The sequence below is a fragment of the Knoellia aerolata DSM 18566 genome (assembly GCF_000768695.1).
GTDB lineage: Bacteria > Actinomycetota > Actinomycetes > Actinomycetales > Dermatophilaceae > Knoellia > Knoellia aerolata.
In genome coordinates this window covers 1-16,968 of record NZ_AVPL01000014.1, presented here as the reverse complement: position 1 = coordinate 16,968, position 16,968 = coordinate 1, and the positions used below count along the sequence as shown (strand labels likewise).

The 16,968-nt window shown below is 65.9% G+C and carries 17 protein-coding genes; 11 read left to right on the top strand and 6 right to left on the bottom strand.

Annotation, left to right across the window (positions count from 1 at the left end; genetic code table 11):
- Positions 1-5: 5 nt before the first annotated feature.
- The 5 genes from N801_RS07370 to N801_RS07350 form a co-directional block, all read right to left on the bottom strand.
- Positions 6-2,300, bottom strand: a complete 2,295-nt coding sequence (locus N801_RS07370) for a heavy metal translocating P-type ATPase (protein WP_052112727.1) — start codon at positions 2,298-2,300, stop codon at positions 6-8.
- Positions 2,301-2,337: 37 nt separating this feature from the next.
- Positions 2,338-2,667, bottom strand: coding sequence for a heavy-metal-associated domain-containing protein (locus tag N801_RS07365; RefSeq protein ID WP_245618284.1), 330 nt, complete (start codon positions 2,665-2,667; stop codon positions 2,338-2,340).
- A 27-nt stretch (positions 2,668-2,694) separates the two neighbouring features.
- Positions 2,695-3,003 carry a metal-sensitive transcriptional regulator gene (locus tag N801_RS07360; RefSeq protein ID WP_035935623.1) on the bottom strand — a complete coding sequence of 103 codons (309 nt, stop codon included), beginning with the start codon at positions 3,001-3,003 and terminating at the stop codon, positions 2,695-2,697.
- A gap of 200 nt (positions 3,004-3,203) precedes the next feature.
- Positions 3,204-4,334 (bottom strand): sensor histidine kinase, encoded by a 1,131-nt coding sequence (locus N801_RS07355; protein WP_035935620.1) that lies wholly within the window; start codon positions 4,332-4,334, stop codon positions 3,204-3,206.
- Complete coding sequence (locus tag N801_RS07350; protein ID WP_439330532.1) at positions 4,331-4,987, bottom strand: winged helix-turn-helix domain-containing protein; 657 nt, start codon at positions 4,985-4,987, stop codon at positions 4,331-4,333. The genes N801_RS07355 and N801_RS07350 overlap by 4 nt, the downstream gene beginning before the upstream one ends.
- Before the next feature lie 250 nt (positions 4,988-5,237).
- Here N801_RS07350 and N801_RS07345 point away from each other — a divergent pair, with 250 nt between their 5' ends.
- The 11 genes from N801_RS07345 (at position 5,238) to N801_RS07295 (ending at position 15,909) form a co-directional block, all read left to right on the top strand.
- Complete coding sequence (locus N801_RS07345) at positions 5,238-5,480, top strand: SHOCT domain-containing protein (protein ID WP_035935617.1); 243 nt, start codon at positions 5,238-5,240, stop codon at positions 5,478-5,480.
- A gap of 19 nt (positions 5,481-5,499) precedes the next feature.
- Positions 5,500-5,880: a hypothetical protein gene (locus N801_RS07340; protein ID WP_035935612.1), complete on the top strand. Its 381-nt coding sequence runs from the start codon at positions 5,500-5,502 to the stop codon at positions 5,878-5,880.
- A gap of 84 nt (positions 5,881-5,964) precedes the next feature.
- Positions 5,965-6,213, top strand: a complete 249-nt coding sequence (locus N801_RS07335; RefSeq protein ID WP_035935609.1) for a YgaP family membrane protein — start codon at positions 5,965-5,967, stop codon at positions 6,211-6,213.
- Positions 6,210-6,497 carry a hypothetical protein gene (locus N801_RS07330; protein WP_035935607.1) on the top strand — a complete coding sequence of 96 codons (288 nt, stop codon included), beginning with the start codon at positions 6,210-6,212 and terminating at the stop codon, positions 6,495-6,497. The genes N801_RS07335 and N801_RS07330 overlap by 4 nt, the downstream gene beginning before the upstream one ends.
- A 75-nt stretch (positions 6,498-6,572) precedes the next feature.
- Positions 6,573-8,996, top strand: a complete 2,424-nt coding sequence (locus tag N801_RS07325) for a heavy metal translocating P-type ATPase (protein WP_035935603.1) — start codon at positions 6,573-6,575, stop codon at positions 8,994-8,996.
- A 171-nt stretch (positions 8,997-9,167) separates the two neighbouring features.
- Positions 9,168-9,767, top strand: coding sequence for a DUF305 domain-containing protein (locus tag N801_RS07320; RefSeq protein ID WP_035935600.1), 600 nt, complete (start codon positions 9,168-9,170; stop codon positions 9,765-9,767).
- A gap of 42 nt (positions 9,768-9,809) precedes the next feature.
- Positions 9,810-10,679: a F510_1955 family glycosylhydrolase gene (locus N801_RS07315; protein ID WP_035935596.1), complete on the top strand. Its 870-nt coding sequence runs from the start codon at positions 9,810-9,812 to the stop codon at positions 10,677-10,679.
- 740 nt (positions 10,680-11,419) lie between these two features.
- Positions 11,420-12,505 carry a DUF418 domain-containing protein gene (locus N801_RS07310; protein WP_084108457.1) on the top strand — a complete coding sequence of 362 codons (1,086 nt, stop codon included), beginning with the start codon at positions 11,420-11,422 and terminating at the stop codon, positions 12,503-12,505.
- On the top strand, positions 12,502-14,169 hold the full coding sequence (locus N801_RS07305; protein WP_500683866.1) for a gamma-glutamyltransferase: 1,668 nt from the start codon (positions 12,502-12,504) through the stop codon (positions 14,167-14,169). The genes N801_RS07310 and N801_RS07305 overlap by 4 nt, the downstream gene beginning before the upstream one ends.
- Before the next feature lie 343 nt (positions 14,170-14,512).
- Positions 14,513-14,869: an ArsR/SmtB family transcription factor gene (locus N801_RS07300; protein WP_035935591.1), complete on the top strand. Its 357-nt coding sequence runs from the start codon at positions 14,513-14,515 to the stop codon at positions 14,867-14,869.
- Positions 14,869-15,909 (top strand): cation diffusion facilitator family transporter, encoded by a 1,041-nt coding sequence (locus N801_RS07295; protein WP_052112724.1) that lies wholly within the window; start codon positions 14,869-14,871, stop codon positions 15,907-15,909. Before N801_RS07300 ends, N801_RS07295 begins: the two co-directional genes overlap by 1 nt.
- A 288-nt stretch (positions 15,910-16,197) precedes the next feature.
- On the opposite strand, the gene N801_RS07290 is transcribed toward N801_RS07295, so the two are convergent.
- On the bottom strand, positions 16,198-16,608 hold the full coding sequence (locus N801_RS07290) for a four-helix bundle copper-binding protein (protein ID WP_035935589.1): 411 nt from the start codon (positions 16,606-16,608) through the stop codon (positions 16,198-16,200).
- Between the last annotated feature and the right edge of the window lie 360 nt (positions 16,609-16,968).

The window sequence follows — 16,968 nt, the reverse complement described above, 5'->3', positions numbered from 1 at the left end:
CGGCTTCAGCGCGTCGGGCGGAAACGTCGCAACCTCAGGCTGTTGCTGACGACGAACACGGAACTGAAGGCCATGGCTGCGCCTGCGATCAGGGGGTTGAGCAGCCCCACGGCGGCGAGCGGTAGTGCAGCCACGTTGTAGGCGAACGCCCAGAAGAGGTTGCCCTTGATCGTTCGCAACGTAGCGCGTGCGAGCCGGATCGCGTCGGGTGCTGCCCGCAGGTCGCCGCTGACCAGCGTGAGGTCGGAGGCCTCGATCGCTACGTCCGTTCCGGTGCCCATGGCCAGGCCCAGGTCGGCTTGCGCCAGAGCGGCGGCGTCGTTGACTCCGTCGCCCACCATGGCGACCACCGCTCCCTCGGCCTGGAGGCGCTTGACGACCTCCACCTTGTCCGCAGGGAGGACCTCGGCAATCACGTCGACGTCCGCGATGCCGACCTGCCCGGCAACCGAGCGTGCGGCTCGCGAGTTGTCCCCAGTGAGCAAGACCGGACGCAAGCCCAACTCGCGGAGTTCAGCGATCGCTTGGGCGGAGGTTTCCTTGACAGTGTCGGACACAACGACGACTGCGCGAACGGCGCCGTCCCAAGCAACCCAGACAGGGGTTCGACCCTCGTTCTCAGCGGCCTCGGCCTGGCCCTGCAGGTCTACTGGGAGGCTCAAGGACCATTCCTTGGTGAGCCATGAGCCCCGGCCCACCATGGCTGCATGGCCGTTCACCGAGCCGGAGACTCCGTGCCCGCCGTGGTTGGTGAAGTCCTCGACCTGAACAAGGTCGACCCCGGCGTCCTTCGAGTGCGCGGCGATCGCCCGTGCAATCGGGTGCTCGGAGGCGTGCTCCAACGGCCCCGCGATCGCGAGAACGGTCTGAAGGTCTTCGGTGGCCGTCACGTGCACGTCGGCTACTGCCATGTGCCCCGTCGTGACGGTCCCCGTCTTGTCGAGAACGATCGTGTCGACCCGTCGCGTGGACTCCAAGATCTGTGGGCCCTTGATGAGGATGCCGAGTTGGGCGCCTCGACCGGTCCCGACGAGAAGCGCGGTCGGAGTGGCCAACCCGAGGGCGCAGGGGCACGCGATGATGAGCACGGCCACGGCCGCCGTGAACGCTGCTGTGACCGAACTGCCAGTGACCAGCCAGGCGGCAAGCGTGAGCAGCGACAGGCCGATGACGATCGGGACGAACACGGCGGACACGCGGTCCGCGAGGCGCTGAACCTCGGCCTTCCCGTTCTGGGCGTCCTCGACGAGCCGAGCCATCTGCGCCAGTTGGGTGTCAGAGCCGATGCGAGTGGCGCGCACCACGAGTCTCCCGCCCGCGTTAACGGTGGCGCCGACAACTGGATCTCCCGGACCGGCCTCAACCGGCACGGACTCGCCGGTCAGCATGGACGCGTCCACAGCGGACCGGCCGAACTCGACCTGGCCGTCAGTGGCGATCTTCTCGCCCGGGCGGACGACGAACCGGTCGCCCACGCTCAGTTGACTCACGGGAATGCGAACTTCGGTGGGACCCGATGGACTGTCGCGCAGTACGGCGACGTCCTTGGCTCCCATATCGAGGAGTGCGCGAAGGGCAGCGCCGGAGGTGCGCTTGGCGCGAGCCTCGAAGTAGCGACCGGCCACAATGAACGTGGTGACAGCCGCGGCGACCTCCAGGTAGATGTGGGACTCTGCCGCAGCGTCGGACCGGCTCGGAAGCAGGTCGAACGGCATCCGCATGCCCGTCATCCCGGCATGCGTGAAGAACAGCGCCCATAGGGACCACAACCATGCGGCCCCCACGCCCACGGAGATCAGGGTGTCCATCGTGGCGGCTCGGTGCCGAAGATTGGTCCACGCGGCCCGGTGGAAGGGCAACGCGCCCCAGACGACGACGGGCGACGCAAGCGTCAGTGACAGCCACTGCCAGTTGTCGAACTGGAGGGCTGGAATCATCGACATCAACAGCACGGGGAGCGTCAAGACAGCGGACACGGTCAGCCGCTGCCGCCAGGTGTCAGCCTCTTGGTCCTTGGCCGACTGCCCCGTGTCCTCCACTGCCTCTTGAGCCCGTTGGGGGGCAGGAACCGACGCTGTGTACCCGGTGGCCTGGACGGTGGCGATGAGATCAGCGGGGGCGACCTCCGACCCGTAGTGAACCTTGGCCTTCTCGGTGGCGTAGTTCACGGTGGCGCTGACACCGGGCATCTTGTTGAGTTTCTTCTCGATGCGCGCGGCGCACGATGCGCAGGTCATCCCCCCGATCGCGAGTTCGACCTCTTGGTCGTGCTGCTGGACGTTGTCCACCTGGGTGGCCATCGTGCGGTCCTTCCGGGTCTGGCTGTTGCGGTTCTGATTAGGAGCGAGCGAGGTGGTAATCCCCGGCCTCGTCAAGTGCTGCGGAGACCTGTTCGTCGCTGAGGGGTTCGGTGCTGGTCACCGTGACGGTGGATGGCCCGTCGGGGACGAGTCGGACGTTGACGTCGCTGACCCCGGGAAGTGCCTTGACTTCGCTGGTGACTGCGTTGACGCAGTGACCGCAGGTCATGCCGGTCACTGGGAAGGTCTGGGTGTTCATGGTGTTCTCCCCGGTAGGTGTGGTGGCGGTTTCGGAGGAAGCAGGGCTGCAGCAGGCGCAGCCTGAGGGCTGCGCCATGGGCAGGTTCTTACCGGTGTTCTCGGACAAGGTGATCTCCTTCGAGCGATGGGTGGGTCAAGAACGGACGAGTCGGGCGATGGCAGCCGACGCTTCTTCGAGTTTCTGGCTTCGATCGGTCTCGCTGCCGTCCGCCACGTCGGACATGCAGTGCCTCAAGTGGTCATCGAGCAGGCCGAGCGCAACGGCTTCAAGCGCCTTGGTTGCGGCAGACACCTGGGTGAGGATGTCGATGCAGTAGGTGTCGGACTCGACCATCTTCTGCAGGCCGCGCACCTGCCCCTCGATTCGCCGCAGCCGCCGTAGTTGCTCGTCCTTGCTGTCGATGTAGCCGGGAACGACCCGGGCGGGGTTCTTGGCGCTCATGGGCTCCTCCATCTCAGCAGTGCCAACATACCCCCGTGGGGTACATATTCCCGATCCCGATGCCAAGCGTTCGCCCCGACGCGTCGATCACCTTCATGGTGGGACTAGGGCCTCAGCCTTCCCGGCCCGCCGGGCCATTGAGTGCAGGTTTCATGAAGGCTTGCTGAAGCCGGTGCTGAGGATGGCGCCTCCCCCGGCGGTCATGTTCGGGTCAGAGGCAACCGGACGGTGAAGATCGATCCACGACCCCGTCCCGGGCTGGTCGCCGACAGTCCGCCCCCATGGGACTCGACGAGCGCCTTGCTGATCGTCAAGCCGATGCCACTTCCGCCGCGAACGCGGCTACGTGCGGGGTCTGCGCGGTAGAACCGTTCGAAGATGTGAGGCAAATGCTCCGCTTCTATCCCCTCACCGTTGTCAGTGACAGTGATCTCGATCCAGTGAGGGTCCGGTTTATGGACCGCCATCTGGACATGGCCACCGGACCCCGTGTGCTGGAGGGCGTTGTTAAGCAGGTTGGAGAGCACCTGGGCCATCCTGTCCGGGTCCGCAAGGACGACGCCATCGGCGCGTTCGTCAACGACCAGCGTCACCTGCTTGGAGACGTAAGCATTGCGAACCGCGGCCGCGGCGGAGTCAGCCAGCGCAGCGGCGCGGGTCGGCACTCTCCGCAGATCGCGTCCGTCCTCCTCCGCACGGGCCACGGCGCTGATGTCCTCCGCGAGACGCTGCAACCGTGCGGTGTTCCCATGCAGGACGTCCAAGGTCCCGTCATCGAGCCTTCGAACACCATCCTCCACTGCTTCCAGGTGCGCCTCAATGCTGCTCAGAGGCGTCCGCATCTCGTGTGCAAGGTCGGCCAGCAGTCGCCGACGGGTGGCTTCCACGTCTCCGAGACGCCGCGCCAAGTCGTTGATGGTCGCTGCCAACTGGTCGAACTCCACACCCAACCCCGGGCTGGGCACTTGGGACTGATACTGCCCATTGGCGATCTTGGCGGCCGAGTTCGCAACAGCAGCGGTCGAACGCTGGATTCGCCGGGTGAAGAACGCGGTCACCCCCAAAGCCAGGATCACGGACGCGGTAAGCGCGGTACCCACCGAGATGATCAGCGCCGAGCCGAACGCCTCCTCCACGTGGGCGGCCTCGGACGCCGAGTGACCCACTCCCGCCTGACGCAGGTGATCATGAAAGATGCTCGGGCCGACTATGGCTGCTACCAGCCATGACGTGGCCGCGCCCGCAACGAGCACGAGCGTCTGAGCAACCAGCAGGCGCGGGGCCAGCCCAGCCCGCCTAGGACCGGCCCCCGCACGCTGGGACGCGATCATTCGCCGGTCCCCATCCGATAGCCAATCCCACGCACCGTTCGGATAAACCGTGCGGCACCGGCGTCATCACCAAGTTTGCGGCGGAGGTGGCCGACATGAACGTCGACGAGATGCTCGTCCCCGACCCATGTCTGCCCCCACACCCGATCGATGAGTTGACGTCGGCTGAACGCCATCCGAGGCCGTTCGGACAGCACAGCGAGGACGTCAAACTCCGTCCGCGTCAGGGGCACCGGCTCGTCCTCGATCCAGACGTCCCGGCCGACAGGGTCGATCGCGAGGGAGCCGAACCGGCGATACGCAGGGCCGTCCTCCGAGACCCCCAAGGGGCGGGGCCGACGCAGCATCGCACGCAACCGGGCGATGAGCACTCGCGGGCTGAAGGGTTTCGTCATGTAGTCGTCCGCTCCGACCGAAAGGCCGACGAGCGTGTCGAGTTCGTCCGTCCGGGCCGTCAACATGACGACGTAGGCGTCGGAGAAGGTGCGCAACGACCGACAGACCTCGATGCCGTCCTGCCCTGGCAGGCCAAGGTCGAGGACCACCACGTCAGGATCGACACTGCGGGCAACCTGAACCGCGTCCATCCCGTCGTGGCTCTTGTGGACCTCGTAGCCCTCGCGTTCAAGATAGTTCGCGATCACCGTCGCCATGGGCACGTCGTCCTCGACGACGAGGGCTCGTACGCCCCGCAATGATGCCTGGCGACTAGACCCACCTTCGACAGTGTCCTCGCGCCCTGCCTTCTCCTGGACCATGCCCACATGGTCGCAGCCGTCCTCGCGTCGACCACTTGCAGAGGGGTCGGCACGGAGCATCTTCAGCGAACCTTCACAGAACCACTGCCGTCTAGATCGTGTGGCCGTCCCACATTGAAGGCATCCGATCGAGGAGTTGAGGACGATGATGTGGAACGACGGAATGGGTTGGACCGGTTGGCTCGTGATGGCCCTGACGGCCGTGGCGTTCTGGGCCCTGGTCGTCGTCGCTGTCGTGGCTCTGTTCAGGGACAGCCGCCCCGAGTCGAGGCAGGCCAAGGCCGGGTCTGACGAGGCCAGGCGCATCCTCGACCAGCGGTTCGCGCGCGGCGAGATCGACGCCAACGAGTACCAAGCGCGGCAAATCATGCTGCGTTCGGCGCACTGAGATCCGCCTCGACGGACCCATGCAGAACACGGCGCAGGGGCAGACAACCCGGTTGGGCGCCCTGCGCGACGCGGTAGGAGCAGCGGCCGGTGCGGTTCTGGGTCTGGTCCCGCACGTCCTGCACCACGTCGGCATCATCGCAGGCGCCGCTCTCCTCACCGGTGCAGGCGGCAACGCCGCCCTCTACGTTGTGGGCCTGGTTCTCTCTGTGCCCATGCTCCGACGCATCCACAGACGGTTCCGCACATGGATCGCGCCTGCCATTGCGGCGGGCCTCTTCACGGCGATGTTCCTCGTGTCTGCGCTCGTCGTGGGACCCGCCATCAGCGATGGCTCGCCTGCCGAGGAGCGAGATCCGGCGCCGTCACCGACAGGGCAGCACAACGAGCATCACTCGTGAGGCCTTCAACGAACCTTCATCCGCTTCCCGCGGCTTCCTCAACTTCCGGCGGTCACCGTGGCAAGTGGAAGGAAGGAAGTTGACATGGGCGACAGAAGGTTCTCCGTGAACATCACCCCCGCTGAACGCATCGGACGGATTGCAGCCGGTTTGGCCGCCGTGGCCATCGCGATCGCGCTGTTCCAAGAGCCAGGACCCGCCGGGGCTGTGGCCCTCAAGGTCTTGCTTGGCCTCGCAGGGCTCGACTTGGTCGTCACAGGTGCCACGGGGCACTGCCCTCTGTACAAGGCGCTCGGGCACGTCCCGGCCTCCACGAAAGGGAGAAGACAATGACCGATACGCGTGATGGCGACCACCGTCCCATTCACTGGCACGAGGACGCGCCTTCCGATGATCTGACGTCGAAGCCGTTCGCCGACGAGGCTGGCGCGTCTCCTCAGAGCCGTCACTCAGGCGGTCATGCGCTGATGATGCTGGCCTGTTGCATTCCCATGGTGTTCGTCGTGGTTGCACTCGTCGCGACCGGTGTCGTGGGTGCTGGCGCCATCGCATACGCGCTCCTGTGCGTGGCGATGATGGCCGCCATGATGCTTTTCATGCCTGGGCACCGGCACTGACGGAATACCCCATGGGGGTATACAGTTGTCTTGTCGGAGCGAGTTCCCAAGTCGAACCCACGGAGATGTTGCGCCATGAGCCAGAAGACCGTTCTGCAACTGGGAGGCCTGCACTGGGCCACCTCCGCCCGAGCCATCGAGGCCACGTTGACGCGTCGGCCGGGCGTCGAGGCCGTCGAAGCCAACGCGGCGAACCAGACCGCGACCGTCACCTACGACCCACATTCGACGACGGTGGCGGAACTGACCGGCTGGGTTCGCGACTGCGGCTACCACTGCTCGGGCCAGTCAGTTCCCCAGCACGTCTGCGAGCCAATGAGTGAGCCCGCGGCTGAAGGGGCTGCCTCTGTTCACGACGGAGGACACGCGGGACACCAAGCGCACACCCAACGCGACGTGATGGACCACGGCGCTCACTCGCCGCACGAGATGATGGGACACGGCGGCCACGCAGGCATGTCCATGGCAGACATGGCGCGCGACATGCGCAACCGCTTCCTCGTCGCGCTGGTCCTCACCGCCGGTATCACCCTCTGGTCACCCATGGGCAGAGACATGCTCGGCTTCACCGCCCCCACCCCGTTCGGGCTTCGCGACGACGTGTTCGCCCTCCTGCTGAGCCTCCCGGTCGTGTTCTACTCCGCGTGGATCTTCTTCGACGGAGCATGGCGAGCGCTTCGCAACCGAACGCTGGACATGATGGTGCTCGTGGCCGTCGCAGTCGGAGCCGGATGGCTCTACAGCGTTGGAATCACCCTCACTGGTGGCGGCGAAGTCTTCTACGAGGCCGCCGCAATGCTGACCACCTTCGTGTTGCTCGGACACTGGTTCGAGATGCGGGCCCGCGGCGGAGCGAACGACGCCATCCGCGCCCTCATGGACCTGGCCCCACCGAAGGCCACCGTCATTCGCGACGGCCAAGAGGTCGAGATCCCCACGGCAGAGGTAATGGTGGACGACCTCGTGCTGATCCGCCCCGGTGGCAAGGTGCCCGTCGACGGAACCGTCGAAGACGGGATGTCCGAGGTCGACGAGTCCATGGTGACCGGCGAAAGCATGCCCGTGGGCAAGTCCTCCGGCTCCGAGGTCATCGGCGCCTCGATCAACACGACAGGAGTCCTGCGAGTCCGCGCCACCAAGGTCGGATCCGACACCGCGCTCGCACAAATCGTCCGCCTGGTCCAGGAAGCCCAGAACTCCAAGGCCCCGGGGCAGCGCCTTGCTGACCGTGCCGCGTTCTGGCTCGTTCTCGTTGCACTCATCGGCGGGGTCGGCACCTTCCTCGTGTGGCTGGCCGTCGGCGCCAGCGTCCAAGTGGCACTGCTGTTCGCGATCACGGTGGTCGTCATCACCTGCCCCGACGCCCTCGGTCTGGCCACGCCCACCGCGATCATGGTCGGCACGGGTCTTGGTGCCCGTCGAGGCGTCCTGTTCAAGAACGCCACCGCTCTGGAGTCCGCTGCCCACATCGACACTGTTGTGCTCGACAAGACGGGCACCCTGACCAAGGGCGAGCCCGAAGTCACCGACGTTCTGACTGACAACTTCCTGACCGAGACCGAACTCCTGCGCTTGGTCAGTGCGGTGGAACGTGAATCGGAGCACCCGCTTGCGAGCGCCATCGTCGCGCATGCTGACGACCAAGGCGTTGCTCGGGCAGCCACGTCTGACTTCCAGAACGTTCCAGGTCACGGCGCCGTGGCCGACGTGGACGGCCACCGCGTCGTCGTCGGCAACCGCAAACTCATGGCCCAACAAGGAATCGACGTCGGACCATGGCTGGCTCGCCGAGATGAACTCGCCGCCAGCGGTCGCACCGCCGTCCTCATCGGCGTGGACGGACGAGGCGCGGGAGTCATCGCGCTCGCAGACGCAGTCCGAGAAACTTCCGAGCAGGCCATCCGGGAACTCCACGAACTCGGCGCCGAAGTCGTCATGCTCAGCGGCGACAACCAAGCCACCGCCGACCGCATCGCCGGGCAACTCGGAATCGACACCGTGATCGCCGAGGTCCTCCCCGGTGACAAGGCCGCAAAGGTCGCCGAACTGCAAGCCGCAGGCAAGAAGGTGGCCATGGTCGGCGACGGCGTGAACGACGCTCCCGCCCTGGCCCAGGCAGACCTGGGCATCGCGATCGGCGCAGGCACTGACGTCGCGATCGAAACAGCAGACCTTGTACTCATGCGCTCGGACCCCCTCGACGTTCCCATCGCCCTGCGCGTTGGTCGGGGAACGCTGCGAAAGATGCGTCAGAACCTCGGGTGGGCCGTCGGCTACAACGTCATCGCACTGCCTATCGCCGCCGGTGTCTTCGAACCGTCCCTGGGGCTGGTCCTTCGTCCCGAGGTCGCGGCGCTCTCGATGTCCGGATCAAGCGTCATCGTCGCCGTGAACGCACTAATGCTCAAGCGGCTCCGTCTTCCGTCAGGACCACAGGCAGACAGTGCCCAGGCGCACACGCAACGGGCCTCCAAGGCGCCTGCCCCGACGGGCCGCTGACACCACCTGGCCGTTACCTGCCCGAGCGGCTGAGGTCATCTTCATCAAACCTTCAGAGAATCCACGTCGTCCCGGGCGACCAAGCGCTGGAGGGTAGGACCCGGTGCGCAGCCGACTTCCCCCTCGCCGGATGCGCACCACCACACACTCACCATCAAGGAGCGAAGTTCCGTGCACCTCAAGAAGCACCACCCCGTCCTGGCCACCGTCGGCGTTGCTGCGCTTCTCGCCCTCAGCGCCTGCGGCACAGACGACGCTGGGTCGGGAACAGCGGGCGGCGGGAGCACGACATCAGCGACCGAATCGCAGAACGTTGACGCCGGGCGAAAGGGCGACGTCATGTTCGCCCAGATGATGATTCCGCACCACCAGCAAGCGGTCGAGATGGCAGACGCAGCGCTCAAGAAGGACGCGTCGACCGAGGTCAAGGGACTGGCAACCCAGATCAAGGCGGCCCAAGACCCTGAGATCCAGACGATGACGAAGTGGCTTCAGGAGTGGAACGCGCCCATGACCGCAGAGGGCGGCCATGGAGGACACGGCGGCGGCGACGGCATGATGTCCGGTGACGACATGGAAAAACTGTCGGCCGCCAATGGAGCCGCGTTCGACAAGATGTGGCTGACCATGATGATCGAGCACCACGAGGGCGCTGTAGAGATGGCTGAGGGTGTTCTCAAGACGACCACGAACCCTGAGGTTGAGCAGATGGCCAAGGCGATCGTCGAGGGCCAGAAGACGGAGATCGCAACCATGAAGGGCCTTCTGTAGCCCGCGTTGGCGCACTCAACGACGTCGCCTGAAAGGTCTTTCATGCACCACCCAGCACGCCAGAGCGTCCGTGCACTCTTCGCGGTAACGGCAACTGTGGCCCTGCTGTCTGCGTGCTCGGCAAACGCCGACAACGCTGAGAGCCCCGCGCCTGCAATCTCGGCCGCCCTCGACAGCGCGTCACTGCCCTCCGCGCACATCCACGGCGTTGGCCGAGATCCCGGCGACGGAGCGTTGCTCTTGGCCACCCACGAAGGACTGTTCCGGTACGCCGCCGACGGTCCCGTCAGGGTTGGACCCAGCATCGACCTCATGGGTTTTTCGATCGCCGGGCCCGGCCACTACTACGCCTCAGGGCACCCGAACATGGTCTCGGAACTTCCCCAACCCATGGGCCTCATCGAAAGCATCGACGGCGGCAAAACGTGGACGGTGCTGTCGCGAGGCGGCCAGTCGGACTTTCACACGCTGACCCAGGCGGGCGACACCGTCCTAGGCTTTGACGGCAACCTGCGCCGCACCACTGATGGTCGCCAATGGTCGACAGCACCGCTTACAGGGCAGCCGCGAACCCTCGCCGCCAACCCGGACGGCAGCAAAGTCCTCGCGACGACAGAGGCCGCCCTGCTGGGCTCGACCGACAAGGGCGCGACGTGGCGGCCGACCCCCGGTGCGCCGCTGCTGCTGCATGTGGCCTGGGCCGACGCTGGTGCCGTCGCGGGCGTAACGCCAGGCGGCGAGGTCGCCATGAGCGTGGACGCAGCGCAGACGTGGACGATGACCGGTGCGACCGTGCCGCCACCACAGGCGGTGAGCGCGAGCCGCACCTCGGCGGGCCTGGAGATCCTCGTCGTCACCGAGCGCGAAGTGCTGAGTTCCCCGGACGGCAAGAACTTCGAACCGCTCAGGTGATCCGCCTGGCCATCGAACAGCAAAGAAGCCATGCGGCTCGTCATCCGGGTCGCCGACGCCGTAGCCCAGCACCTGCCGGGCGCATCGTCCCGCCCAGTACGCACCCGAAGTCTCATGGCGCGCGGACCTAGAATGCAGGTCATGGTCGAAGGGAAGGCTGTAGTGGCGCGCTGGTTGCGGCTGCTCGCCGTCCTCGCGTGCACCATGGGCGCCTCGCTGGGCTTCGCCGCCGGTGCGCACTCCACGACGCACGCGCTCGCGGGGCCCGCGACGCCTGGACACCACCACCACTCGACAGGCGGCCCCAGCCCGCACCTGACTGATGACGGAACGCAAGTCCGCTCCCGTCGCATGCAAGCCAAGACCGTTCGGGTGCAGCGTCCCTTGCCCCGCGCCACATGGGTCGGACTGCGCTCCCTGGTGGCGAAGGTAGTGCCGCGATCACAGATGCCCTCCAGGTGGTTGGGCAAGTCGCTTTGGGCTGGCGCGCCCGAAGTCCTTTGCGTCCATAGGACGTAGAGGCTCGCGGCGCTTCGCCGATCGCACTCCACCGCGCGAGCCCTCGATTGGTGCGACGTTTACCGCGCGGTGACGGCACCGCAACCTGTGCCGCTCAGACGCACTAGTCGCCTGGGGTCTTCGTGCTTGCACGTGACCCCGGCTGCCGAAGGCGCCGCGGCAGAGACCCTGGCCGCAGCCGCTCACCCACCCCCAGATCTCTACGTCATCGGAGTCTCACCATGACTGAGGCGCACGCGTCAGTCAGTCCTCCTCAATCGCCCCCAAGACACACCACCCGCCTACTCGCAATCGATGCCGCGCGAGGACTCGCTCTCATCGGCATGATGATGATCAACCTGGGCACAGTCCGTTCAGACGGCTGGTTCAACAAGGTTTGGACCTTGCCCTTCGGACGCGCATCGATCCTGTTCGTCATGTTGGCAGGGCTCGGCATGTCCCTCTTCCTATCCTCCCGCCGCTCGCACGCTCATCGCTGGCCTGTGTTGGTTTGGCGCGCCCTCATCTTTCTCATGCTCGGGCTCGCTCTTCAGGTTCTGACCCCGGCCGTGAGCGTCATCCTTCCCACCTACGGTGTGCTGTTCCTGGGCGCGCTCCTATGGCGACGACTGCCGGGCAGGGCATTGGTGGCGGCCGCTGCTGCCATGCTTGTGATCGGCCCGATCGTGGTTCTGGCACACCAGATTCCCGGCGAACACAAAACCCGTATGCCCACGCTCGGTGAGTCTCCCGGAACGATCCTCCACTCGCTTTTCCTGTCCGGGGCGTACCCGCTGCTTGTCTGGGTCGTTCCCTTCCTTGTCGGAATGTGGCTCGGACGTCAGGACCTGCGGAACGTGGCGTTGCAGCATCGACTCGTTGTAGGAGGAGCCGTCGCTGCCGCAGTTGCCTTTGTCATCGGTCAAGCGTCTGCATGGATGCTCGGAGCCCGGGCAGACTCGGGCTGGGCTCGACTCCTCACCGGCGCTGCCCACGGGCAGATGCCCCTATGGCTGGTCAGCAGCATCGGCAGCGCCTCGTTCGTCGTCGGAAGCGCGCTCTTGCTCTGGCCGAGGATGTCGAAGTGGGCGCTTCCCTTGGCCTACGTCGGCCAACTTGCCTTCACGCTCTACGTCGCGCACTTCTTCTTCATCGCCGCCATGGGAGGCCGGATCGAGTCACGACTCGTTGGCGTGCCGGTCACCATCGCGCTCGTGCTGTTGTTCGCCGCGGCGGCCACCCTCTGGGTCCGGCGCTGGGGTACAGGGCCTTTGGAAAGGGTGCTGCGCGCAACCTGGCTCGCCAACATTGCAAGGGGTAACGCGTGAATGCGAACGGACACGATCGCCGCCGGGGCCTACTCACCCGCCGTGAGGCGCTGACGGGCTTGGCCGCAACGACCTTCATTGCTGCGGGATGCTCGAACGACGAGGGGGACCGGCCATCACCCCCACAGGCTGGCTCTCAAACCTCGCAGCGGTCGAACCCCAGCACGCCGCCCCCTCCGGCGCTCGGCGCTCACGGGGCGAACACAGGGCATCCGTTCGCAACCGACGCCGCCATGAACGTCCTCGCCAAGGGCGGCAACGCCATCGATGCGGCTATCGCGGCCGCGTTCGCTGACGCCGTCATGCAGCCCGCGTCCTCCGGGATTGGCGGAGGAGGTGTCACGATCGTCGCCCGGGGCGACGAGATCGCAAACCACGACTACCGCGAGGTCGTCGCTGCCTCCGGCAAGGTTCCGGAGAGCGGCGTAGGCGCGCCCGGATTCGTCGCAGGAATGGTCGACCTCCACGAACGTTATGGCACGCAGCCTTGGGAGAGCCTGCTTGCACCAGCCATCGCGATTGCTGAGAATGGCGGCCCTGTTTCTCGCTATCTTGCCGAAACGCTGGCAACGACCCGCGGGCGCCGTGTCGTTCGCGACTTGAAGCAGTTCCATCGCAAGGACGGAACGGTCCTGCGCCGCGGGGACATGTTGGTGCAGAAAGACCTTGCGGCGACCATGCGGACCCTGGCGTCCGAAGGTGCGGACGCGTTCTACGCCGGTCCTCTCACCCGAGAACTCACGCGGGTGCCCGGGCTCGACGCCGCCACTCTGAAGGGTTACAGGATCCAGCACTCGGTCCCTGCACGTGGTCGTCTCGGCCGGTACACGTTCCTCTCCGGTGCTCCAGCCCTACCCGGCGGGGCCATCATCCAGATGGCACAGATCGCCGAGGCGTTGGGCATCGGTCAGGTAAGGGCCGACTCGGCGGAGTTCATCGACATGCAGTCCCGCGGTTGGCAGGTGGCCGAGCGCTCGGTGCATCGCTGGTTCGGAGACCCGTCGTTCGTCGACGTTCCCCTGGAAATCATCACAGACCGGGCGAAGAACGCTGCGCTCGCGAAAACACTCACGCGTGAGCCTCGCGCGAAGACGGGACCTGACAGCACTGGAGACCCCAACACGACTCACATCTCCATCGTCGATGCCGATGGCATGGCTATCTCGATGACCAACACGGTGACAAGTTACTGGGGGTCGGGGATCTACACGGGCGGGTTCTTCCTCAACGACCAACTCGGACGGTTCGACCTCATCGGGGACGGGGCCGCAAACCGAGCCCAACCGGGGCGGCGTTCAGTGACGTGGAGTTCCCCGTCCATGGTCCTTGACGGTGACGGCCGTCCGGCTTTGGTCACCGGTGCTCCCGGCGGTAGCCAGATCCCCAACACCACTGCGTCGGTGGTCCTGCGATGGGCCCTGCTGGGGCAGGCGTTGGAGGTTGCGGTACCGGCCCCTCGTTTCAAGTTGGACAACGGGTTGATGCGGCTTGAAAGCGATGAGCACGTCTCCGCTCTGACTCGGTTGGGCTATCGCACGCGCGTCATGCCGAAGGCCTACCGAGCGTCTTGGGGATCTGTTCAGGCGTTGGCCGTGGACTGGGAGGGACGCTCCGTGAGTGGAGTGGCGGACCCAAGACGTTCGGCGGGTGTCGCCCTGTCCTAACTTCACGGCCGGGCGTGCCAACCACGAGTGGGTCCGGTTTGCCCCGAAGCACAGCAGCGTGCCCCGCTTCACCACGTCCGCCGCGAGTGCCCCTACGACAACTCCTGACCTGCCGGACCTTTCACTCCGATCACGAGCGGGCTGTGGCCAGGTTCCGGGAGTCGCTGGAGGCGCTGCGGTCCGGTGGGTGAAGGGGAGTGTCCATCACGGCCTGGTTCGCCAGTCCGCAAGGCCGCTGACGGGGCGGTCCCGCCCGCCTCATCAAGAGCGAACCTGACCGCGTGCTCGACGCGGTCAACGTGACCCTTTCGAGTGAAGCGGCGCCATGCCTTAGTATCTGCGTATGCATGCAGATACGCAACCACCGGTTTGGGGTGAAGACGTCGTCACCCTCGCCGTCGAGGTCCTCAGAGTTCTCGCCGACCCGACCCGACTGCAGTTGGCCGGACTTCTCCTCGACGAAGAGAAGTCGGTGTCGGACCTCGCATCACAACTCGACCGTCCCGCAACTGGTGTCTCCCAGCACCTGGCCAAGATGCGGATGGCCCGACTCGTGAGCACTCGACGCCGAGGCACCTCGGTTCTGTACCGGGTAGAGAACGACCACGTCCGGCAACTCGTTGTCGACACGATCGGACACGTCGAGCATCTGCTCGACGTCGTCCCGGCGCACCACCGCCCGCTGCGGGAGGTGACCTGATGACGCACGTCTCGCGCACACCTGCTCAAGCAGACGAGCGCCAGAAGGACCACCACGAGGACGACCACTCACACGGCCACGAGCACGGCCGCTGGAGCAAGATCCGGCACGGCCTGGACGAACTGTTCGGTGGGCACTCACACGACGCGACGGACACCGTCGACTCAGCCCTCGAAGCAGACGCACGCGGCCGTCGGGCGCTGTGGATCAGCCTGGCTGCTCTCGGGGTTACCGCGGCACTCCAAGGCGTCGTCGTCTTCGCCACTGGGTCAGTGGCCCTGCTGAGCGACACCCTGCACAACGTGGTGGATGCCCTCACCGCGCTGCCACTCCTCGTCGCCTTCGCGTTGGCCAAGCGACCCGCCAACAAGCGGTACACCTACGGATACGGCCGCGCCGAAGACCTGGCTGGCCTGTTCGTCCTCGCCATGATCACGCTTTCCGCGGTGCTAGCGGCGTACGAGGCAGTTCACCGGCTACTCAACCCACAGCCCGTGAAATATCTCTGGGCTGTCGCCGCAGCCGGTGTGATCGGCCTCGTGGGTAACGAGTTGGTCGCCCGTTACCGAATCCGGGTCGGACGACAGATCGGCTCGGCTGCGCTGGTCGCAGACGGGCTGCACGCGCGCACGGACGGGTTCACATCCTTGGCGGTCGTCCTGGGTGCAGCGGGCGTCGCCCTGGGCCTGCCCTGGGCCGATCCTGCCATCGGCCTCGTCATCGCTGTCGCCATCCTGAGCGTGCTGCGTTCAGCCGCCGCTCAAGTGGGCGCCCGGCTCATGGATGCAGTTGATCCGCACTTGGTGGACCAGGCCCGCGAAGCCGTCAGCAGCGTCGACGGGGTGCTCGACGTACGCGAACTCCGACTTCGATGGATCGGGCACACCCTTCGAGCCGAAGTCGACATCACCGTTCCCGCGGACCTCCCCGTCGACGCGGCTCACGAACTCGCGCACCACGCCGAGGAACACCTGCTGGTCTACGTTCCTCGCCTGACCGCCGCGCTGGTGCACGTGAGCCCCGACGGCGCCCACGCCTGACCCATCGCTCTTCGGCACCGTCGGCGGTGCGCACTCACCGACCAGGCACCAGGGGCGTCACAAGGGCGTGCCGATGGGTACTGGCGCCTGTTCCTGGCGCCAGTACCCATCGACAGCGGATGAACCGCGACCTTAAGGGCTTGTCAGGTCGGGCAGATCCAGGGGTATCTCGGCCCTCGCCAAAGGAGCGATGACGGGGGTAGGCCGAGCAGCATCGCTACGAGATCTGTCAGGCTCGTCAACTGTCAGTGATTTCGGCCAGGCATGCCTTTCGCCGTCGGGATCTCCTCACTGTCCGATGGAGTCGAGCAGGTCTCGACAGGCCTGCTCGCAGCGTCGGCAGGACTCGGCGCACACCCGGCAGTGTTCGTGCATGGAGGCGTGGCGCTCACACTCGTCGCCACACGCTTTGCAGGCGGCAATGCAGGCCTCAAGAATTGCGCGTGTGAGGTTGGCGTCGTACCCGGTGTGCCGAGAGAGGACCGACCCGGTGGCCGCACAGATGTCTGCGCAGTCAAGGTTGGTCCGCACACACTTGACGAGATCCGCGACCATGTCCTCGCTCAGGCACGCATCGGCACAGGCAGCGCATGTCTGCGTGCACTCATAACAAGCCTGGATGCAGGCAACCAACCTTGCTCGATCCAGGTCACCAAGGTCCTTGGGGTAACTGTCGAGCATCGCCTTGACGGTATCCATCGTCTTCTCCTGACCCGGGCGACGGCGCCGGACCGTCAATCCGACGGCGGAACGTCACCCGTCGTTGCTTCCTACCCGTGAATTGGCCCGATGCGCACGCGGGGCCTCGGATTGGGTGGAACTTCAGCGAATCTTCATGTTGGACGCTGACAGGTTGCTCCGCCCAGGTGCGCTCGGCCACTTTGGCGCGAGAGGCGCGGCCGCTCCTGCGGTCCCTTGCCCTTGCGACGGTTTCTGCTGAAACCACTCCACTTGTGTATCGCCGCAGCGCGCGGGCGGCGACACACAAGGGGAGTGGGTTGAACGGTCGAGCATGGCTTCTGGTCGACGAAGAGGTATGAGTCCCATGGCGTGGTGGGG